Annotated in this window: 24 protein-coding genes; 12 read left to right on the forward strand and 12 right to left on the reverse strand. The window is 43.7% G+C overall.

Annotation, left to right across the window (positions count from 1 at the left end; translation table 11 throughout):
• Nucleotides 1–241: 241 nt before the first annotated feature.
• Nucleotides 242–721, reverse strand: coding sequence for a hypothetical protein (locus myaer_RS17070; RefSeq protein ID WP_002782775.1), 480 nt, complete (start codon nt 719–721; stop codon nt 242–244).
• Between the two features lie 763 nt (nt 722–1,484).
• Here myaer_RS17070 and myaer_RS21395 point away from each other — a divergent pair.
• Complete coding sequence (locus myaer_RS21395; RefSeq protein WP_158524809.1) at nt 1,485–1,628, forward strand: hypothetical protein; 144 nt, start codon at nt 1,485–1,487, stop codon at nt 1,626–1,628.
• Between the two features lie 9 nt (nt 1,629–1,637).
• On the opposite strand, the gene myaer_RS17075 is transcribed toward myaer_RS21395, so the two are convergent.
• The gene (locus myaer_RS17075) at nt 1,638–2,099 is read right to left on the reverse strand and encodes a hypothetical protein (RefSeq protein ID WP_002800691.1); all 462 of its coding nucleotides are present in this window, start codon (nt 2,097–2,099) and stop codon (nt 1,638–1,640) included.
• Nucleotides 2,100–2,190: 91 nt separating this feature from the next.
• Here myaer_RS17075 and myaer_RS21400 point away from each other — a divergent pair, with 91 nt between their 5' ends.
• Nucleotides 2,191–2,346, forward strand: coding sequence for a hypothetical protein (locus myaer_RS21400; RefSeq protein ID WP_158524810.1), 156 nt, complete (start codon nt 2,191–2,193; stop codon nt 2,344–2,346).
• Between the two features lie 54 nt (nt 2,347–2,400).
• Here the strand turns inward: myaer_RS21400 and myaer_RS22105 are convergent, their stop codons facing one another.
• Entirely contained in the window at nt 2,401–2,793 is a 393-nt protein-coding gene (locus myaer_RS22105) for a helix-turn-helix domain-containing protein (protein ID WP_327348264.1), read from the reverse strand.
• 17 nt (nt 2,794–2,810) lie between these two features.
• Here myaer_RS22105 and myaer_RS17085 point away from each other — a divergent pair.
• A protein-coding gene (locus tag myaer_RS17085; RefSeq protein WP_103672714.1) for an IS1 family transposase occupies nt 2,811–3,505 on the forward strand; the annotation gives its coding sequence in 2 pieces (ribosomal slippage) (nt 2,811–3,153 and nt 3,153–3,505; 696 coding nt in all).
• 8 nt (nt 3,506–3,513) lie between these two features.
• Here the strand turns inward: myaer_RS17085 and myaer_RS17090 are convergent.
• Nucleotides 3,514–4,134, reverse strand: a complete 621-nt coding sequence (locus myaer_RS17090; protein WP_235614763.1) for a hypothetical protein — start codon at nt 4,132–4,134, stop codon at nt 3,514–3,516.
• A gap of 430 nt (nt 4,135–4,564) precedes the next feature.
• On the opposite strand from myaer_RS17090, the gene myaer_RS17095 reads away from it, so the two are divergent.
• From myaer_RS17095 to myaer_RS17120, 5 genes are all read left to right on the forward strand, one after another.
• Nucleotides 4,565–5,227, forward strand: coding sequence for a potassium channel family protein (locus myaer_RS17095; RefSeq protein WP_002780534.1), 663 nt, complete (start codon nt 4,565–4,567; stop codon nt 5,225–5,227).
• Nucleotides 5,228–5,260: 33 nt separating this feature from the next.
• The gene (locus myaer_RS17100) at nt 5,261–6,037 is read left to right on the forward strand and encodes a DUF2092 domain-containing protein (protein ID WP_046662962.1); all 777 of its coding nucleotides are present in this window, start codon (nt 5,261–5,263) and stop codon (nt 6,035–6,037) included.
• A gap of 91 nt (nt 6,038–6,128) precedes the next feature.
• Entirely contained in the window at nt 6,129–6,371 is a 243-nt protein-coding gene (locus myaer_RS17105; protein ID WP_002760402.1) for an AbrB/MazE/SpoVT family DNA-binding domain-containing protein, read from the forward strand.
• Nucleotides 6,368–6,700, forward strand: coding sequence for a type II toxin-antitoxin system PemK/MazF family toxin (locus tag myaer_RS17110; RefSeq protein WP_046662963.1), 333 nt, complete (start codon nt 6,368–6,370; stop codon nt 6,698–6,700). Before myaer_RS17105 ends, myaer_RS17110 begins: the two co-directional genes overlap by 4 nt.
• 358 nt (nt 6,701–7,058) lie before the next feature.
• The gene (locus tag myaer_RS17120; RefSeq protein WP_046662964.1) at nt 7,059–7,952 is read left to right on the forward strand and encodes a DUF6515 family protein; all 894 of its coding nucleotides are present in this window, start codon (nt 7,059–7,061) and stop codon (nt 7,950–7,952) included.
• Here myaer_RS17120 and myaer_RS17125 read toward each other — a convergent pair.
• Nucleotides 7,949–11,011, reverse strand: a complete 3,063-nt coding sequence (locus myaer_RS17125) for a DEAD/DEAH box helicase (protein WP_046662965.1) — start codon at nt 11,009–11,011, stop codon at nt 7,949–7,951. The two genes, myaer_RS17120 and myaer_RS17125, sit on opposite strands and share 4 nt — an antisense overlap.
• A gap of 200 nt (nt 11,012–11,211) precedes the next feature.
• Here myaer_RS17125 and myaer_RS17130 point away from each other — a divergent pair, with 200 nt between their 5' ends.
• Complete coding sequence (locus myaer_RS17130; protein ID WP_046662966.1) at nt 11,212–12,000, forward strand: pentapeptide repeat-containing protein; 789 nt, start codon at nt 11,212–11,214, stop codon at nt 11,998–12,000.
• On the opposite strand, the gene myaer_RS17135 is transcribed toward myaer_RS17130, so the two are convergent.
• From myaer_RS17135 to myaer_RS17145, 3 genes are all read right to left on the reverse strand, one after another.
• Nucleotides 11,997–12,368 (reverse strand): ArsR/SmtB family transcription factor, encoded by a 372-nt coding sequence (locus myaer_RS17135; RefSeq protein ID WP_046662967.1) that lies wholly within the window; start codon nt 12,366–12,368, stop codon nt 11,997–11,999. The genes myaer_RS17130 and myaer_RS17135 overlap by 4 nt on opposite strands.
• 98 nt (nt 12,369–12,466) lie before the next feature.
• Nucleotides 12,467–12,631, reverse strand: a complete 165-nt coding sequence (locus tag myaer_RS17140) for a metallothionein (protein ID WP_071846484.1) — start codon at nt 12,629–12,631, stop codon at nt 12,467–12,469.
• A gap of 165 nt (nt 12,632–12,796) precedes the next feature.
• Complete coding sequence (locus tag myaer_RS17145) at nt 12,797–13,369, reverse strand: DUF2808 domain-containing protein (RefSeq protein ID WP_046662968.1); 573 nt, start codon at nt 13,367–13,369, stop codon at nt 12,797–12,799.
• A gap of 229 nt (nt 13,370–13,598) precedes the next feature.
• On the opposite strand from myaer_RS17145, the gene recF reads away from it, so the two are divergent.
• On the forward strand, nt 13,599–14,726 hold the full coding sequence (recF, locus tag myaer_RS17150; protein WP_046662969.1) for a DNA replication/repair protein RecF: 1,128 nt from the start codon (nt 13,599–13,601) through the stop codon (nt 14,724–14,726).
• A gap of 98 nt (nt 14,727–14,824) precedes the next feature.
• Here recF and rpiA read toward each other — a convergent pair whose 3' ends face one another.
• Together rpiA and myaer_RS17160 are read right to left on the reverse strand one after the other, a co-directional pair.
• Complete coding sequence (gene rpiA, locus myaer_RS17155; protein WP_046663823.1) at nt 14,825–15,535, reverse strand: ribose-5-phosphate isomerase RpiA; 711 nt, start codon at nt 15,533–15,535, stop codon at nt 14,825–14,827.
• A gap of 72 nt (nt 15,536–15,607) precedes the next feature.
• Nucleotides 15,608–16,132, reverse strand: coding sequence for an RNA recognition motif domain-containing protein (locus tag myaer_RS17160; protein ID WP_046662970.1), 525 nt, complete (start codon nt 16,130–16,132; stop codon nt 15,608–15,610).
• Between the two features lie 572 nt (nt 16,133–16,704).
• Between myaer_RS17160 and myaer_RS17165 the strand changes: the two genes are divergently transcribed.
• Both myaer_RS17165 and myaer_RS17170 read left to right on the forward strand, forming a co-directional pair.
• Nucleotides 16,705–16,905 (forward strand): NblA/ycf18 family protein, encoded by a 201-nt coding sequence (locus myaer_RS17165; protein ID WP_002739006.1) that lies wholly within the window; start codon nt 16,705–16,707, stop codon nt 16,903–16,905.
• 133 nt (nt 16,906–17,038) lie between these two features.
• Entirely contained in the window at nt 17,039–17,920 is an 882-nt protein-coding gene (locus myaer_RS17170) for a universal stress protein (protein WP_046662971.1), read from the forward strand.
• A gap of 285 nt (nt 17,921–18,205) precedes the next feature.
• Here myaer_RS17170 and arsC read toward each other — a convergent pair whose 3' ends face one another.
• Nucleotides 18,206–18,604, reverse strand: a complete 399-nt coding sequence (gene arsC / locus myaer_RS17175) for an arsenate reductase, glutathione/glutaredoxin type (protein ID WP_046662972.1) — start codon at nt 18,602–18,604, stop codon at nt 18,206–18,208.
• 23 nt (nt 18,605–18,627) lie between these two features.
• Nucleotides 18,628–19,275: an arsenical resistance protein ArsH gene (gene arsH / locus myaer_RS17180; RefSeq protein ID WP_046662973.1), complete on the reverse strand. Its 648-nt coding sequence runs from the start codon at nt 19,273–19,275 to the stop codon at nt 18,628–18,630.
• Nucleotides 19,276–19,280: the final 5 nt, after the last annotated feature.

Raw genomic sequence — 19,280 nt, forward strand, 5'->3', positions numbered from 1 at the left:
AATTTTGTTTAAGCCTATCCATATATCATTGTGACTTAGATCTTGACCCTTGGCAGATTATTTATTAGGACAATGGGAGGGAATTTTGGCTCTCTTAGGTTTGATGGGTAAAATGTATTCTAAGATACAGTCCTGCCAGTGAGCCAGTGGAACGAACCACAAAGACACAAAGGACACAAAGATCGATCACTCTTATATAAGTTAAACTTATCACACAAAGAAGAAGAGAGCCGAATTTTTTTTAGGCTGTTAATTCTTCGGCGGCGTGGGCCAGTTGGGCAGCGACTTTGGCTAAATAGGGACGACTTAACCACCAGATAAAGGGGGACAGCCAACCGCGCAGGGTGACAGAATAGGAAATATAACTACCACAGAGGGTTGATTCTACTTGGTAGGTCATTTTCTGTTCCATGCCGGGGATAGCGAGAACTCTTAAGCTGAGGAGTTCCCCGGGGCGGACATTTTCCACGAAAACCCGGATAGGAATGGGAGTCAGACGGGTGACAGCTTGATAGATTAACCCCGGTTTAGCGATTAAACCCAGGGGAACATCAGCCTTGGCGATCAAAGGATGCCAAGAGACATCGGCCACATTGATTAATTTTTGCCAGAGGACATCGACGGGGGCGCTACTGACCACCCGATAGGTTTTGTAGAGTGAAAACTTACAGAATAGTCTGCCTTTGGCCGCTACAATCCTTAAGGAAAAATTGAGAATCACCGATTGCCTCCCGCAAAAATAATCCGGCGAATTTTCTATTGTAAAAAATAAATGGCTTTCCGGGAGTGTGAGCTTTTTATAACTTTAACTTAGTCTCAGCAGAAGTCCCTCGCGCTTAGTGCGATCGGATGAAGGCTGACTTTGTATATAGACAATTCTCAAAAACTGAGCCACAACAAACAGATCTCGACCACTATTCCTTACGCGATAACCGAGCTTCGGCGGGTCCTGTTGCAAGAAAAAGTATGGGTCTTGTAGCAAATTAAATTGTATTCAGTGCAGATAGAGCATCAAGGATGAAGGGAAATCCTGTCAGAGAAGCAACCCTCTGGGGGTGTTAAATTCTTAAACAATTCATCTAATTTGACTTCCAAGCTTTCTTTGACTACTGTTGAGGTTACTGCTGCCATGATTTTTCAATCATATACGACCTCTTCATTCTAGATCATTTGCCTTTTTCTCTATTTAATTTGGTAAGTACCTAAGCAAAATTAATTACACATCTAAGCCACTACTCCGTCAGACTTCTGGTGTGAGGAAACAGTGAACTGAAAACTCAAATCCGATCCCTAATAGCTGTCTCCTGTCTCCTGTCTCCCGTCTCCTGTCTCCCGTCTCCTGTCTCCTGTCTCCTGTCTCGACTAGGAAATTAATTTTGCACGACTACTTATGTAACCAACAATTCCCGACAGAGAAGTCATCATAATCGGTCAGAAACCGGACCTAGCCGCCTCTACCGATGATGGCGTGGAGGATCGCCTCGATGGTGTTATCCTTGACATCAGCGATCACTATATCGACGAAAGTAGTCGTCTCAAAAGCTACCTCGACCTTTAGCCCTGGCGGAAAACTTTCCTGTCAGCGAGCGATCGCATTTTTCATCGTCTCTCCAGAGGGTTATCAATAAAAGCGATCGCTATTTACAGGCCATTACTGCGATTGTGTAGGCGTTATTATTCATCCCGTTAATATTAAAATTAATCTGATAGGGCTGTCTACCCGTGGGTGATTGGAAGGGTAAAGAATAGGTTTCACCCCGTTTCATTTCGACATTTTTCTGGAAGGCACTATTAACCGAATTATCGGGATACTTGAGATTGATCGTTACTCCGTATTTGCCATCGTTTTCGGGAACCATGACTCCTTTAAAAGAGGCAAATTTCACCCCGGAGGGAACGGCGAAATCGGTGTTAAAGTTATTCTTTCCTATGGCATCGATCTGTTTGCGGATATGGGTCTGATTAGTGGCTACTTCCTTGAGGTACTGACAGTTTTTCGGAAGTTCTGTAGCCTGATCTTTAGTAGCGGCAACAACCCCTATCGAGGTCAGTCCGAGGATTAAACCGACACAGAGAAGGCTGAAAGTTTTTGTCAACATGATAGTTCTTCCCGTTAAGGTTTTCTAAAATTGGCTCTTCGGGGACGATTAAAGATAATTAAGCCTTAATTGTCCCGCCTTGACTTTTTCCGTGACCAAAGTTCTCACTAATTCTAATTCTTGGCGCGGTACTTGGTCATTATCGCTCGCAGTGGAGCGAGTTCTCCTGTTTCTTCTGGGGTTAATTTCTGTGCGTCAACCCGTGAGATTTTCAGAGAATTGCTCCTCGTTTACTACTAATATTTAACGTTGGCAGGCTCGGAGAAACTATCAAAATTCTGCAAATCTAACTTTTATTTTGTTAAGAATTATCTCGCAAAGTTGCCGACGGACACTCACCGAACATTTTCTTATAATCTTTGGCAAATTGACCCATGTGCCAGAATCCCCACTGTAGGGCGATCGCACTAACGGTAATTCCTTGACCCGCAGACGCTTTTAGTTGTCGTCGTACCCCGTTAAGACGTTGAATTTTGAGATAAGTCGCAGGTCCGAGGCCAAAACATTCCTGAAAACCATAACGGAGGGTACGTTCACTGATGTGCAGTTCTTGGCACAGATCGAGGATCGAGAGGGGGCGATCGAGATTGTCCAGTAAGATCTCCTCTGCTCGCTTAATATAGGGATGTCGTATTGAAGGGCGCAGCGGCGGATAGTTTTGATGGGAATCGAGGGCGTTGCATAATAGAGATATGAATGGAGGAAATCAAAATGCAATGCCCTGAATGTAAATCTACCCATATCCGTAAAAATGGCATCAATAAACAAGGTAAACAAAATCATATTTGTGTAACCTGTGGCCGTCAATTTATTAATAACTATGAAAAACAGAAAGGCTATGACGAAAAAACGAAGCGAGAATGCCTAACTGCCTATGTTAATGGGATGGGATTTAGAGGAATAGAAAGGCTAAAGGGAGTTCATCATACGACCGTAATTAATTGGGTAAAATCTGTGGGAGAATTATTGCCAGTCGCCTATGACCCAGAAACAATTCCTGAAGTAGGGGAACTGGATGAATTGGAAACCTTTGTTGGCTCAAAAAAAACAAAATCTGGGTGTGGACAGCCGTTGACCACTTTAAAAAAGGAATTTTAGGTTGGGTAATCGGAGACCATAGTAGCGAAACGTTTCGCCCATTATGGGAATTAGTTAAGTCTTGGGGATGCTATTTTTATGTGAGTGATGGATGGTCAGTTTATCCATGTTTTATAGCAGAGGGCGACCATATAATTAGTAAGACTTATATGACCAGAGTAGAGGGTGAGAACACACGTTTAAGACATTATCTAGCCCGATTGCATCGCAAAACACTCTGCTATTCTAAGTCTACAGAAATGTTAGGATACTCTATTCGTTTATTAATTCATTATCTGAAGTTTCAAGAAGTGCCTATTCCTTACTGATTCATAGCTTAATTCAGCAACGCCGAATCGAGTACATCTAGAACCAGAGAGATAAAATCCTCTCGGATCAGCGATTGCATAGCTGGCTCTAGAATTGTCTGGGGTTGTCTCCAGAAAAGCTCAAAAATATATCTTAAATGAGAGCGGAATCGTCTCAGGACAGTCGGCTCTGGTTGAATTGCCAGGGTTGAATCCGTAATTAAAGATGCTACCCCGAGCCGATCGGTTTGTTCGGCCTGGGAAAACAGAGAATCGTTATCGATAGTAACCAGAGCGAGGGGCAAGTTTCCCGATCGAAGCATATCGATCCCCCTGGAACTTTTCTGCAAGAGAGCGGAATTCGACGATAAAGAATACCCGTGCCACTTGAAGACTCGGGGTGTAGACAAGGGTATCCCGACGGTGATTGTCCCGGGAGGAGAATCCCCTTGAGAACGAATTCCTCGATTGTAAATTGGTCGGGCGAATTGTATGCCCCCGACTTGAGCTACGAACAGTTCCCCCTCGAAAGTTCCCGCCTCGATCGGTCGATGAACCATGTCCCAACGAAAAGCTCTCATCCGCGACCCTAGTTCATCGATATCGTGAAAAGTAATAGTCTCGATCAGGGGCTGTAAATTGATATTCATTTTGTCTGATTTGGGATAGCAGAATTATTAAAAATTATTAAGTATTATTAAGAGTTATTCTCTTGTAAATATGCAGGATACCTCACTAATCTTAATTGTAGAGTTTTTTGGCTTTTATGGGTTAATAACGTCAGACTCTGACTTTTTTCCTTGATTGAAACAAATAGGGGTTTCTGGTTATCTGCAATATTTTTTAAAATTTATGGTCAATTCTTAATAAAAAAATTACCGAAAAGTTCTATCTATAAGTCTAAGTTTGCCATTTTTTGATAGCGATCGCTCTTGCCAAGCGTCTATAATAGTCTTCTAGAGGCTAATAGATAGAAACTCGCTGTTTATTCAAGCCAGAAAATTTATAAAGAAGATAGGAGATAAATACCCTTAAAATTAATTAGCAGGAGGAAATATTACCAATTAAAGGTTCGCTGCTATGAAATTTCGTCAATTGATGCGGGCAACAGAAAATAAATACAATCGGCTGCTGGCAAATCTAGTCTTGCTCTACATTATTTACCCGTTTTTAGTATATCTACCCCTGGGAGATTTGCTAGTTTTCTTTTTCTTCTCCCTCTCCCTGATCATCGCCGTCTATCAGATCGATCGCAGTAAATTGGCTTTAAGATGTAATATCGGTCTGTTTCTAATTGCCCTCATCCTGCGAGTATTCGGCAGGATTATCCCTATTTATAGGGATTTAACCGGTTGGTTCGATCTGTCTAGTACATTAATTTCTCTAGCTTTTATTAGTTTATGCGTGTACTCGATTTTACGAGAATTAATTCTCGCCGAACAGGTAACATCCGATATCATCAAAGGGGGAATTTGTGTCTATTTTCTCCTAGGATTTTTCTGGGCATCCGCTTATAGTATCGTCCAGATTTTTGAACCCGATTCCTTTAGCTCCGCCGCTAAAACCGTCAACCAGGCGGATCTACTTCATTTCAGCTTTACTACCCTGGCCACGGTTGGCTACGGTGATATAGTTCCTACCAGTAAAGTCGCTAGAGTTTTGGCCAATTTAGAAGGAATGACTGGAGTTCTCTATCCCGCCGTTTTTATCGCTCGTTTAGTCAGTTTACACAATGGTCGTTAACCAAAACAATCCATCGCCTTGGGGGAATATTAGATGATTATGCCTCGCTTCATGCCGATTCTTTCTTTACTTTTGCCTTGGGTCACTGCCGCAGGAGTCTTGGCGGAAATACCGACTCTATCCCAGGAAATCCGCCCAAAAACGGCGGAACAGGTGATCGAGCAACTCTGTGCTAATTTAACCAAACAGCGATCGTTCACCGTCAATATGGATGTCACCTATGACGATATACTCGACTCCGGGGCGAAAGTTCAGTACAGTGCCTATCAAAACATCTGGGTAGAGAAACCCGATCGCCTGCGCTCGGACTACACTGGGGATGAACGAGTTACCCGCTTTTTTTACGACGGTAAAACCTTCACCCTCGCGGATCTGGAACGGGATCTATACGTCACCAAACCGGCTCCGAATACTCTAGATGAAGCCTTAGACCAAGTAGAGCAAAGGTACGGAATCACCATTCCCATGTCAAATCTAGCAGCCAACGATCCCTGTGCAGATCTAATGGCTGATGTCAGACAAATTATTTTTATCGGCAACAACATGGTCAACGCCGAACAAATGTATCATCTGCTGCTGATCGGTAGCGATCGCGATTATCAAATCTGGGTTACGCAGGATGCCACCCCCCTACTGAGGAAAGCGATTATCACCTATAAAACTCTACCCGGTTCACCCCAGTACACGGCAATATTATCCGACTGGAATTTTAATCCCAGCACACCCGCCGATACTTTCACTTTCCAACCAGGATCAGAGTCGATCCCTATCGAACTTCTACCCCCTAGGAATAATCAATCCCAGCCATAAAGCCCGTTCATAAAACGCGATCGCTTGTCGGTATTCCCCTAAATCAGCGTTTTGATATACTTTAAATATCTAACGAATTCGAGGTGGGATCATGAAGTCGCAGATTGGACGCTGGGGTAATTCTTTAGCGATTCGGATTCCTAAGTATGCGGTGGAGGCGCTGAACCTCAATCCTAAGGACGTTGTTGAATGTTCTGTGGAAAACGGAAAGCTAGTAATTGAGCTAATTCAAGCCTTGCCTGAGTTAAGCCTAGAAGAACTACTGGCTGAGGTTGTTGAATCACCGGAGCCGGAAGTGGATTGGGGACGGCCAATGGGAGAGGAGGTTTGGTGACATACATTCCAGAACGTGGAGATTTCGTGCGTTTGAGCTTTGACCCACAAATTGGGCATGAGCAAATGGGTAATCGTCCAGCACTGGTGGTAAGCCCTATTGATTTTAATCGCAAGATTGGTTTTGCCTTTGTCTGCCCGGTGAGCAATACGCAACGCCAGAACCCTTTCTACGTCAAGATTCCAGATGGAGAGGCGGTGACAGGAGTTATCATGGTAGATCAACTGCGATCGTTGGACTTCCGAGCGAGAAAAGCGAGCTTTATCGGCAAGTGTCCAGAACGGTTGCTCCAGGATGTTTTCAGAAGAATTAAGCCGATTCTGTTCTGATCGGGACATTCTCAAAAGCCTTACACATCCATTGTAGCTATCCCTCTCGCTCTTTACTCAAAATTAAGTAGCTGGTTATAATTAAATTAAAAATGGATTTTAGGTTCGATCCCCCCTTAGTCCTAGAGTTGATTCATAGTAGGGTTGATTCATGAATCAACCCTACCCTTAGTCCCCCCTTGATTAGGGTGGTGTCTGATAATTTTTAACGCCTACCTACTTATCGAAGATGTTCCCGCCAGAGTGTGTCTAGAAACAGGAGAGCGTTTTTTTGCACCAGAAACCGTCGAACGCTTGCAGAAAATAATCTGGGAAGATAAGCAGCCAAGGCGAATAAAAAAATCAAGGAGTCCGGGCCATGAAAAGATCTTTATGTCAAAACTTATGTGTTCTTGCCGCCCTCCTCTTGGGTACAAGTTTACTGGTAACGGATTATGTGGACGCTCGCGGTGGCGGTGGTGGCGGTAGTCGTGGCGGTGGTGGCGGTAGTCGTGGCGGTGGTGGAGCTTCCCCACGGGTTAACCGCAGTAGTGATCTGCAAAACCGAGGTAATTTTAGTAATCGTTCCCAACCCTCTAGAGATTTTTCTGGAAGACAGGGAGAACGGCAAACCAGTCAACAAACCCGTCAAGGGGAACGCACGGAAAGACAGGGTGAACGGCAAACCAGTCAACAAACCCGTCAAGGGGAACGCACGGAAAGACAGGGTGAACGGCAAACCAGTCAACAAACCCGCCAAGGGGAACGCACGGAAAGACAGGGTGAACGGCAGGGGGAACGCAGCGAAAGAACCGATATCCGTCAAGGGGAACGCAGCGAAAGACAGGGTGAACGGCAGCAGCAGGTTAGCGATCGCCAACAGAACCGTCAGAACTTTATTGACGATAATCGCAACGGTTACTGGCGTGGTGGCGGTTGGTACGGTGGCGGTTATTACGTCCCCCCGGGTTGGGGTTGGGTGGGGTTAACCACTGGCCTAGTCATCGGTTCAGCGATCGCCACTCTCCCCCCCTACTACAATACCGTCTATGTGGGTTCCACTTCCTACATTTACTCGGACGGCATCTATCTTCAGCCTAGCGGTAGTTCCTACACGGTGGTGGCCCCTCCCATCGGCGCGATTGTCACCTATCTTCCCGACGGCTGCACCACAATCACGGCTGACAATACACTTTATTACAATTGTAGCGGTATCTACTATCAGCCCCTGTTTGAGAATGGTTCCACGGTTTATCAGGTGGTTCGCTTCTAATCGGTTTCTTCTTCATCAATAATTGCCGATCGATCTAATAATAATAAATCTCGCAGGCGATCGGTATCTAATTCTGTTAACCAATTTTCCCCAGCATCTACGGTTTGTTCCGCTAATTGTTTCTTGCTTTCGATCATCTCATTAATGCGTTCCTCTAGGGTTCCCGTACAGATGAATTTATGTACCTGAACATTGCGTTTTTGTCCGATGCGGAAAGCGCGATCGGTGGCCTGGTTTTCTACGGCCGGATTCCACCAGCGGTCGATATGAAAAACGTGATTAGCGCGGGTTAAATTTAATCCTGTTCCCCCCGCTTTGAGGGAGAGAATAAAAATCTTCGGTCCTTGGGGATCATTTTGAAAGCGCTCGATCATTTCTACCCGATCTTTTGTTTTGGTAGAACCGGAGAGAAATAATATTTCCTCGGTTAATTTTTTCTGAAGATGGGTTTGTAGGAGTTTTCCCCACTCGGCAAATTGTGTAAAAATTAAAGCTCGATCGCCTTCTGCTATCACTTCCTCTACCATGGCTTCTAAGCGTAATAATTTCCCCGATCTTTGACTGGTTTCTAAACTATTTTCTTTCAAAAAATGGGCGGGATGATTACAAATTTGTTTTAGTTGCATTAGCAAGGTTAAAATTAATCCATGTTTCTGAATTCCCTGAGTTTCTTCAATTTTCTGGAGCGTTGTCTCGACTAATTGTTGATAAAGTTGTCCCTGTTCTTTCGATAAACCACAAAAAATATTCATTTCCTGTTTTTCTGGTAAATCTTCAATAATATTTTTATCGGTTTTTAATCTCCGTAAAATAAAAGGACGGACGAGGGAACGCAAATTATGCAGGGATTCTTGATCGCCGTATTTTTCAATAGGAAGGGCAAAACGACGCTGGAAAAATGTTTGAGTTCCTAAAAAATTGGGATTGAGAAAATCCAAAATTGACCACAATTCCGTCAGGCGATTTTCTACGGGAGTTCCCGTTAAGGCAATGCGAAATCCTGCGGGTATTTTTCGCACTGCTTGGGATTGTTTAGCCGTAGAGTTTTTAATATTTTGAGCCTCATCTAAAACTAAACCTTGCCATTGTACTGCTTCCAAAGTGGACAGATCGCGATAGATTAAAGGATAACTGGTAATAACAACCGATTTATTTTTTACCTCTTGAGCAAAAGCTTGACCTTTTAATCTTTTTTCGCCATGATGCACAAAAACCGCCAGGGTGGGAGCAAATTTTCTTAACTCATGTTCCCAGTTATTAACCACAGAAGTGGGAGCCACCACTAACACGGGATTAACTAACATATCCTCTTCTTTTAATGCTAGTAAAAAAGCGATTAATTGCGGGGTTTTTCCTAAACCCATATCATCGGCTAAACAAGCACCTAAACCCCACTTTTCTAGGAAAGCTAACCAACTAACCCCCTTGATTTGATAGGGACGTAATTCCCCCCGAAACTCCCGGGGTGGGTTGATTAATTGAATCCCTTGATTGTTGTTTAAATTATCAATTAATTCCTTTAATGATCCCTCCGCTTGGAAATTGACTACCGGCAGTTTAGCAATTAGATTATTATCTCCTGAACTCAAGCGCAGGGCATCCTCCACCGAGAGATTCAGGGGAGCGATGGTATTATTTAAAATTGCCTGAGCTGCTTTGACATCCGTAGGCTGTAGGATTAACCATTTGCCCTCCACTTCCACCACTGGCGATTTTTTCTCTAATAACTTATCAAAATCTTTTTTCGATATTTCCTGTTCCCCTACCACTAATTTAAGCTGAAAGTTTAACAAACTGGTTAAACTTAATCTTTCTCCTTTTTTGGGAGTTACACTGGCAGCAATCTTAATTCCTAATCTTTGTTCATTACTACCAGCAGTTAAACCCGTTGGCAAAATTACCCCTAATCCCTGATCTTGCAATTGCCAAGCGATCGAGCGAATAAACTGATAAACTTCGATCGAATCAAGAGAACATTCCTCTGGGTGTCTCTGCTCTAAACTAATTCTAATCGGTTCGTACAATCGCGCCGCTAGTCCCAATCCTTTTAAGAGAATTTCCTGGGGATTATTGACAACTCTTTGATAACTATGATAACTTTCTTTGCCCTCTAACCAAATCAACTTGGCACTAATGAGAAAGTCGGGATCATCTAACGCTTGTAAATAATAGCTGAGTTTCCATACTGTTCCTAAACTGGGAGGTTGTAAGGATAGACAGACACGGTATTGATTCTCGATTAATTGGCGATTATTGCCATTAACTAAACTTTCTTGGATAGGAAACACCCAGTTATGATAAGCATTTTCTAGACGCTGTAAATTCTTGGCTTCTAAGGCAATGTCATGATGATCACCGCTTAAAGATTGTAGCCAAGGTTTCACCATCAATGAGGGGGAAATATTAACAGTACTATCTATCTTTTGTCGCAAACGAGCATCGACAATATTTTTTAAGCAATCGAGAATAATTGTTTGTGGTTCGCTATTTTCTTGATAGGCAAGACAGACCGGGGGGATGGTTTGGATAAACTTAGCTAAACGAGTGCGATCGATGGTACTATCCAGCAGGGGATACCAGCAACTTTCACCCTGATTTATTCCCGCTAAAAATTTCCCTCTTGCTAATAAATCTAAACTCCAACGGTGCAAATATAGCCAAAATCGTAGATCATTGCCGATAAATTCGGCCTTAGCTAGGGGCAATTTCTCCCATAACCGCACTATCATCCCCGCAGAAAAAGTTAATCCTGATATCTGCCATGGTTGCCAAGACAAGGATTTAGGTATAGGTTCGAGAATTTGCCCCGACAGCAGCGGTAAAAAATATTTTTTCCTAGGGGGGGAATAACTAGGCAGACTGAGCTTGATTGATTCTGGAGAATAGCAGTCAAGCTGAGGAGAAAATTTCTCGATAAATTGGGCTAATGCCCCGGATTCTAGACAAAAAGGATGATTTTCCTTTGTTTCACTTAATTCTTTCCCTTGCCACTGTTCACCCCAAAGAAAAAAAACACTATCTTGCGAACGAATCAGCCAATTACCGTGTAGAGTAGTCATTATAAAATAGGGAAATTCCTCTAAAAAACTTGCTGTTGAAAAGGTAACAAATCTCGATTTTGTCGCTTCTTCTGACCTTAAGAGCCTCTCATCTTCTATTTTAGTTGACAAGGGCTGATTTCTCAAGCAGAATCTAGTTAAGCGATTAGCCCCGATCGAATGGTTATTATCAATAATAATAAATAGAGTTATTTTAAACTATGTACAAATCGATCGCCCTAACCCTCGTCCTCAGTCTTCCCCTGAACTTCTCCCTAGTTGGTTGGACGGAAGATTTAAACCACCTACAGCAATTATTATCGACCCGAAAATGTCCCCAATGCGATCTGAGCGGTTCAGGGTTAGTGCAATCGAATCTAGTCGGGGCAAAATTAAATGGGGCCAATCTCGTCGGTGCTAATCTTAGTCAAGCTAATTTAAGTGGGGCGGATCTGAGGGGCGCAAATTTAACTGGAGCCTCTCTTTTTGGTGCTAATCTGACTGGAGCGAACTTAACTGGCGCAATCTTGACGGGTGCGGATTTAAGAGGCGCTTATCTCAATAATGCTAACCTCGAAAACACTAAACTAGATACTGCATACGTGCAGGGTGCGGTGGGAATTCCCAGTAGTGCCGGTACTCCTGAACTATTCTACGGACTAGGGATGGTGGAAGGAAAACAGGGACGCACCAGTGCCGCCATAGAAAATTTTAATAAGGCCTTGACAATCAACCCAGAATATGCTCCAGCTTATCTGGCCCGGGCCATGGCTCACTATCGTCTGGGACAAAATGCTCTAGCGGCCCAGGATGCTCAAATGGCTTCGACTCTCTTTCAACGCCAAGGCAATACCCCCGGTTACGAAGCGGCAGAGAATTTTATTAAAGGCATGGAAATCGCCCTAAAACCGCAAGAACAAGGTGGTGGCAACGCTCAATTAGACCAAATGGTGCAGGGGATTGGTTCTCTGCTCTTACAGTTTGTTTTACCCGCTTTGGGACTGTTTTAATCCTCGTCCCCCGGTTCTTCTAAATGTTCCGAGACCGCGTAATAAAGGTCAAGAACATGATGATCGGCAAGGCAATAAAAGACTCTCCGTCCCTGTTTTTGGTATTTAACTAATCTTAAGGCTCTTAGGGTTCTTAACTGGTGCGATACGGCCGATTCACTCATCCCTAACTCGTCGGCTAAGTCACAAACACATAATTCTTGTTTGGCTAAAAGCGATAGAATTCTGAGGCGGTTGGCATCCCCCAAAAGGCTGAAAAATTCGGCCATTTTTTGGGCTTTTTCTAGTTCTAATCCCTGCAAGTGCTGGAATTTCCCCTCTTGGTGATGGGATTCCCCACAAACCGGTGCTATTTTCTCTATGGCCATGTTTTTTCCCGATCAGTTATTAAGGGAAAGTTGAGAAAGGGGGGTATCGATCGAATCTTCAATGCCGATACTTGTCCCTTTCTTCCCAATAACTAAATTTAACCGCAAATACAGCCCTGGTGTCCACAGCCTTTCCCGTCAACGTGACCATCGGCACAAGCTTGGCAACAGTAGTATTTATCGTTTTTTTTGATGGCATCGGCGATCGATACTACACAGTCACAGGATTTACAAGCACATTTCATGGTGGTGTCAGCGATCATGGTTACTACCTCTGAACTTCTTTACTGACTTTAGTATAACATCTGAACAGATGTTCATGGATTGAATAAAGTTAAATTTTTCTAAAACTCAGACAGGAAAGTTAGAGCAGTCATCTCAAGGGTAAGGTGGGAAGTTCTCCTTAATGTTTTTAGACGCAGAACGACCTACCAGCGATCGCCAGCCTCATAAATTGCTAAACGTCCGACACCTAGATATAATCCGGGAGAATTCTCACCGGGGGGATAAGCAGTGATTCCAAACTGATAGACACCACCATAATCGGGATTTCGTACTGGTTTCAGACCGATGGAAACGGTATTACCGGGGGGGACAGGAGGATCAAAAATGACCGTAATCGTCTGAGTCTTGGGGTCAAAGGTAGTGGATTTTAGGGTTAATTTTTCGCCTCGCTGATTGCGATCGCCAAGAAAAGCAAAGGTTTGATCAACAAGAAAAGCAATAGTTTGAATATTAGGCTGCTGTTGTATGGTTACTTTGGCCAAGGGCGCCCCGAGAGACGGCGGTAGAGCGATGGTAAGATAGTATTTGGCCCCCCAAGTACGCACGGATTGGAAAGTAGCGAAAAAATTAACCAGAGTAGGAGAGCGCTCAAAAAATATTCTGCCATCGGGAAATTGTCCTGCGAGGGAAACAGAAGCATCAAAAGCGAGTATAGCAATCAAAGCGAGTTTAGATAGACTTTCAGTCTGTTTTAAGGGTAAAAAAGGGATTTTCAAAGCAAAAGCTACTATAAAATATTGATTGTCAAGGGGAATTATAGCAAATTCACTTAACCCTAAACCTCTGCCATTGTCAGTGATCAGGAGTCAGTGATCAGTGATCAGCTTTTTTCTCCCCACTCCCCCACCCCCAACACCCCACACCCCACACCCCACTTCATAATTTATAATTCATAATTCATAATTCATAATTCATAATTCATAATTCCCCAACCCCGAACTTGCAATGTATCTAGAACACCTGCACCTTCACAGTTTTAGAAATTATGCCGAACAGGTGCTAAAATTCGAGTCCAAAAAAACAATATTATTGGGCAATAATGCTCAAGGAAAATCCAATTTACTAGAAGCGATCGAACTTTTGGCCACTCTCAAGAGCCATCGAGTCAGCAAGGATCGGGATCTGGTGCTAGAATCGGACTCGGAGGCGAGAATTTTTGCTAGGGTTAATCGTCTTTATGGAGCATCAGAATTAAGTTTAATTCTCCGTTCTTCCGGTCGTCGCACCGTGATCCGTGACCGTCAACCCCTGCGCCGTCATCTCGATTTTTTGGGCGTGATTAATGCGGTACAATTTTCTAGTCTCGATCTGGATTTAGTGCGCGGTGGTCCGGAAGCTCGCCGAGATTGGTTAGATACTTTATTAATTCAATTAGAACCCCTATACGTTCATATTTTACAGCAATATAATCAGGTTTTACGACAAAGAAATGCCCTATTAAAAGAGATTCGTAAACAGGAATTAGAGGGAAAAGTTTATGGAGATTTGTCCCAACTAAAACTCTGGGATTTACAACTAGCAGAAACCGGTTCAAGAGTTACGAGAAGAAGGGCGCGAGTCCTGCAAAGATTAATTCCTTTAGCCCAAAAATGGCACGAAAGTATTAGCGGAAAAACTGAATATCTAGAATTACAATATGTTCCCAATGTGCCTTGGGTAGAAGATGATGTCAATGGGGTACAAAGGGCTTTTTTAGATAAGATTGAAACCCGTCGTTTGGCAGAGAAACAACTAGGGACATCGGTAGTCGGTCCGCACCGGGATGAAGTGGATTTTTTAATTAACCAAAACCCCGCTAAATCCTACGGTTCCCAAGGACAACAAAGAACCTTAGTTTTAGCCTTGAAATTAGCGGAATTACAGTTATTAGAGCAGATTATCGGAGAACCTCCCCTACTACTCCTCGATGATGTTTTAGCGGAATTAGATATCGAACGACAAAATCAATTATTAGATGCGATCGAAGACCGTTTTCAAACTTTAATTACCACCACTCATCTCAGTTCTTTTGAGTCTCGCTGGTTGCAATCTTCCCAGATATTTTCTGTCAAAAAGGGACATATTTTTTATTAGCCTATAGCCTCTCTTTATTTTGCTCTTTGTCTGTATAAACCCATAATAATAAAACAGGCTGCAGGCCTGTTTTATTATTAGCTTAAGAATAATTAAGCCTACCTAATCTCGCGCACTACCGGCTTACCGTCGATAATTTCACCGACGAGAATCAGATCAGCAACCCCGACAAATAAACCATTTTCTAAAACCCCCGGCATATTATTAATAGTTCTTTCCAAATCAGCCGGATCATCGATACTATCAAATTTAACATCGATAACTAAATTGCCTTGATCTGTCACCACGGGGCCAGCTTTTTTCACTCCCATGCGGAGAGAAGGTTTACCACCGAGGGCCTCTAATTTCAGCATCACTGGAGTCATGGCCATGGGTAACACTTCCACCGGCAAAAGAAAAGTCGATCCCAACTTATCCACCAGCTTATTGCCATCCACTACCACGACAAAAATATCGGCGAGACTATCGACAATTTTCTCCTGAGTATGGGCAGCACCGCCGCCTTTAATCAGGTTTTTCTGGGGATCCACCTCATCGGCCCCATCGATAGCGATATCCATCTTGGCGATGACATCGAGGGTAGTGAGGGGAATTCCGTACTTCCTGGCCAAAACTTGCGCTTGAAAAGAAGTAGGAACCCCGACAATATTGCTGATTTCCCCGCTTTGCAGTCTAGCGCCCAGATATTCGAGCGCGTAGGCCGTCGTTGAACCAGTTCCTAATCCCACGACCGAATTAGATTGAACTAGATTAGCGGCGGCCTTCCCGACCTCCTGTTTCATGATAATGACCGGATCGATTGCTGTCATGATGCACATTCCTAAAAGCGATATTTTGAACCTCTTAGTTATCGGCTATCCCTTGCCCTCTTGTCAATGGAATTAGGGATTAGTGGCCTGGGCTGCTAACATTTCCTTGAGTTTAGCCAATTCATTGGCCCAACGGGGATCTGGCTGTAAAGCGTCACCATCGCTGGTAACTTTCGGGGCATTATTGCCACCCCGTTCAGCCTTGCGTTTTTTGCCGCTGCCGCCGCCACTGGATTTGCGCGGTGCTGCCGTCGTCGGTTTCGGAGTTGGTCTTTCGACTTTTTCGGGGGTTTCTACGCTGGCCTCTGGGCCTTCTGCTTCTTCTCCTTCTTCTTTACCTCCCTTGCTGCGGGGGAGAGCTTTCTCGATTTTGATCGGGTTTTCCATGAAGGATTGACCGTTGTATTTTTCGATAAACTGGTCAGCTAGTTCATCGCTAGGGACGGTAACGAAGGCAAAACCGCGACATTTGCCAGTTTTGCGATCTTTGATGACTTTAGTGGTAATCGTCTCCCCTTCATCAGCAAAAAGCGCCTGTAATTTTTCGCGCTCGACGGATTCTTTGGGCAAATTACCAACGTATAGACGAATGGACATGATGGATTCCTCCAAGTATAGGTTGATGTAAAAACTTGTGCGACATTCCCTGCCTGTATCCTGATTTTTTTAAGGCAAACAGAGCTAAGGAGGATGTTTCCCAGCGATAGGCTTGTAGTTTCTGCACGATAGCGGCTGTGGCCGTCAATTTCGACTATCCTTAACGATTTCAACGAGAGGGACGGAATCTAGGGGTTACGTTTTTTAGCTGTTAACAGGGCTAATCATTCAACTTACCCGATTTATGTCGCTCTATTCGATTATTACAGAATGTTTACACAATTTGTCAAATATTTTCTCTCGCTCTGGGCTGTCATGGAAAATATAAGTATAACTACTTAAGTATTTGTTCACAGTAAGCAAATTTTTATGAAAACTCTTGCTAAATGTATCATTATATGCTTCTTTGCTTTTGGCGCCGGGGTATCCTAGCCAAGAGAAGGGAAAAAGCAGAACCCTCTCTACAGGTACATTGACACTTTGTCAAGTATTTGTTACATTAGTTAAAAAAGGTGATACCAATCACCCATCTCGCTTGTTATCAACCACTGTCTTCATCGAGGAGGAACACCATGTCTCAACCGATCGAACTTTCCTTAGAACAACAGTTCAACATTCGTTCTTTTCAGACTCAGGTAGAAAAAATGAGTCAGGAGCAAGCGCAGGATTTCCTGATCAAGCTCTACGAACAAATGATGGTCAGGGAAAATATGTACAAAGCTTTTCTCAAACACCAGTGGGGTCTAGATTCTAATCCCTGGGCCCCCCAGTAACTCATTTCACCCCTGCGGGCGACCTCTTTCTCCGGCTGGGTTTCTGCGGAAACGAGCTAGGGATGCGGGGCGCATTTCTTCACCTTTTTAGTTATTCTTAGGGAAGAATAACCGAATTGCTAGGGGTTAATTTATGTTCGAGCGCGCTTTGATCTGTACAGATCTTTTCGATGGTCTCCATCGTCTTGTCCATTGTGTGCCACACTTAGCCCTGAGCGGCTTAAAACAAGTTATCTTCCTCCACAGTATTCCGGTTTGGGAACAACCCACCCTAGCTGCCGTAGATCAAGGAAAAATTGACGCGGCTAAAGAAAAATTATCCCCAGCTTTAGCAAATATTCCCGACGGTATGACAGTTATTGTCGAAATCTCTAACCGTCGTCCCGTGGATGCCGTGCGGGAAATCCTCGCTCATCACTCTATTGACGTGATTTTGATGGGAAATCCCATGCGCGGTGCTGTCCAAGAAAAATTATTCGGTAGTACCAGTTTAGCGATCGCAGGTATTACCGATATTCCGCTGCTGATTTTCCGACCGCAATTATTATCAGTTTATACTCACGATGAATTAGCCCTGCGCTGTCAGCATCTCTGGAAACATTTATTAATTCCCTACGATGGCAGTCCCGACGCGATTTATCTAATTGAACAGATAGAAAAATACGCTCAAACTCGCTCCCCTGGCTCTTTTGAGCAATGTCTCCTCGTCCGGGTAGTGGAAAACATCAGTCGCGATCCCAGTGTCACCGAATCTCGTTTAAATGATGCCCGTCAACAATTAGAATCGGTGCAAGCGCGACTAGAAAAACTCGGTTTGCAAGTACAGAGCCAAGTGCGACAAGGAACACCTGTATTAGAAGTTTTGACGGCAGCAGAAGAAAATGATATAAGTGCCATCGCAGTGGCTACCTGCCATCGTTCCAATATGTTGGAATGGTTAGCAGTGCGTCGGATTAATGAAGATATTCTTCATCAACTGTGGTTCCCCTTATTATTTTTCTCCCCCAAGGGATAGACTGGAAAAAAAGGCTCTCTTGGGGAGAAACCACAAAGGCACAAAGGACACAGAGAGGAAGACAGATTCGATCGCTAAAATCTATCACACAAACGACAAGAGAGCCGCAAAAATTTGGGGAAAATTAACTTAAGTAAGTAGTTATAATTAAATTAAAAATAGATTTTGCCTCTGATCCCCCCTGCCCCCCCTAGGGTTGATTCATAGTAGGGTTGATTCATAGTAGGGTTGATTCATGAATCAACCCTACCCTTAATAAGGGGGGTGTCTGACAACTTTTAAAACCTACCTACTTAACTGCTCGATTAATCCGACAACTTTAGCCTTAATTTCATCGCGAACTCGGCGAAAAGTTTCCATGGGTTGACCATCGGGATCATCAATTAACCAATCCTCGAAAATTTCCTGTAAAACCCATCCTTCCGGCAGATTGACACCGCAACCACATAGGGAGATAACCGCATCGTAATCTTCAGGATTAAAATCCCTAATTGGTTTAGAAGTTTGGTCAGTAATATCGATACCAATTTCCCCCATAACTTCGATTGCTCCGGGGTGAACTTTGGCCGCTTCTAATCCGGAACTGGTGACAGCAATTTTACCCGCACCTAAAGTTTTAGCGAAACCTTCGGCGATTTGGGAACGACAGGAATTTTTTCTACAGGCAAACATGACTTTTTTCATGATTTTAACTCCTAGAAATTGATTTAATTAATAGCTTTATGGGCAATTGTGGCTATTTCTTTGGCGGCTTTTTCCTTCCTTTCACTATAGCGATCGGTCAGATAATCTACCTGATCTCGCAGGAGAATGGTAAACTTATAAAGTTCCTCCATCACATCAATAACTCGATCTCGATAGGGGGAATCTTTCATCGTGCCATCCTCGTGAAACTCCTGATAAGCTTTAGCCACCGAAGATTGATTAGGAATAGTAAACATTCGCATCCAACGACCAAGAATTCGCAGAGTGTTAACCGCATTAAAAGATTGGGAACCTCCGCTTACTTGCATAACTGCTAAAGTGCGGCCTTGGGTAGGTCTAACCGCACCAATACTCAAGGGAATCCAATCAATTTGGTTTTTGATAATGCCGCTAATATTGCCGTGAAGTTCGGGAGATGACCAGACTTGACCCTCAGACCATTGACTTAATTCTCGTAATTCTTGCACCTTGGCATGAGTATCGGGAACACTGCCATAAATCGGCAATTCACGCGGATCAAAAAAGCGCACTTCTGCCCCATATTCAGTGATAATTCTGGCCGCTTCTTCTGCTAATAAACGACTGTAGGAACGTTCGCGTAAAGAACCATACAGGAAAAGAATTCTCGGTTTGTGAGTCGATTGGATCATGGTGA

This window comes from Microcystis aeruginosa NIES-2549, assembly GCF_000981785.2.
GTDB lineage: Bacteria > Cyanobacteriota > Cyanobacteriia > Cyanobacteriales > Microcystaceae > Microcystis > Microcystis aeruginosa_C.

Excerpts from the sequence above, each read along its gene's own strand:
- myaer_RS17090 (WP_235614763.1), bottom strand. The coding sequence starts at position 4,134 with ATGAATATCAATTTACAGCCCCTGATCGAGACTATTACTTTTCACGAT.
- myaer_RS17165 (WP_002739006.1), top strand. The coding sequence starts at position 16,705 with ATGTCTCAACCGATCGAACTTTCCTTAGAACAACAGTTCAACATTCGT.
- myaer_RS17100 (WP_046662962.1), top strand. The coding sequence starts at position 5,261 with ATGATTATGCCTCGCTTCATGCCGATTCTTTCTTTACTTTTGCCTTGG.
- myaer_RS17125 (WP_046662965.1), bottom strand. The coding sequence starts at position 11,011 with ATGACTACTCTACACGGTAATTGGCTGATTCGTTCGCAAGATAGTGTT.
- myaer_RS21395 (WP_158524809.1), top strand. The coding sequence starts at position 1,485 with ATGGTGTTATCCTTGACATCAGCGATCACTATATCGACGAAAGTAGTC.
- myaer_RS17130 (WP_046662966.1), top strand. The coding sequence starts at position 11,212 with ATGTACAAATCGATCGCCCTAACCCTCGTCCTCAGTCTTCCCCTGAAC.
- myaer_RS17160 (WP_046662970.1), bottom strand. The coding sequence starts at position 16,132 with ATGTCCATTCGTCTATACGTTGGTAATTTGCCCAAAGAATCCGTCGAG.
- arsC (WP_046662972.1), bottom strand. The coding sequence starts at position 18,604 with ATGAAAAAAGTCATGTTTGCCTGTAGAAAAAATTCCTGTCGTTCCCAA.
- myaer_RS17135 (WP_046662967.1), bottom strand. The coding sequence starts at position 12,368 with ATGGCCATAGAGAAAATAGCACCGGTTTGTGGGGAATCCCATCACCAA.
- myaer_RS17105 (WP_002760402.1), top strand. The coding sequence starts at position 6,129 with ATGAAGTCGCAGATTGGACGCTGGGGTAATTCTTTAGCGATTCGGATT.
- arsH (WP_046662973.1), bottom strand. The coding sequence starts at position 19,275 with ATGATCCAATCGACTCACAAACCGAGAATTCTTTTCCTGTATGGTTCT.
- myaer_RS17095 (WP_002780534.1), top strand. The coding sequence starts at position 4,565 with ATGAAATTTCGTCAATTGATGCGGGCAACAGAAAATAAATACAATCGG.
- myaer_RS17140 (WP_071846484.1), bottom strand. The coding sequence starts at position 12,631 with ATGATCGCTGACACCACCATGAAATGTGCTTGTAAATCCTGTGACTGT.
- myaer_RS17120 (WP_046662964.1), top strand. The coding sequence starts at position 7,059 with ATGAAAAGATCTTTATGTCAAAACTTATGTGTTCTTGCCGCCCTCCTC.
- myaer_RS17170 (WP_046662971.1), top strand. The coding sequence starts at position 17,039 with ATGTTCGAGCGCGCTTTGATCTGTACAGATCTTTTCGATGGTCTCCAT.
- myaer_RS17075 (WP_002800691.1), bottom strand. The coding sequence starts at position 2,099 with ATGTTGACAAAAACTTTCAGCCTTCTCTGTGTCGGTTTAATCCTCGGA.
- rpiA (WP_046663823.1), bottom strand. The coding sequence starts at position 15,535 with ATGACAGCAATCGATCCGGTCATTATCATGAAACAGGAGGTCGGGAAG.
- recF (WP_046662969.1), top strand. The coding sequence starts at position 13,599 with ATGTATCTAGAACACCTGCACCTTCACAGTTTTAGAAATTATGCCGAA.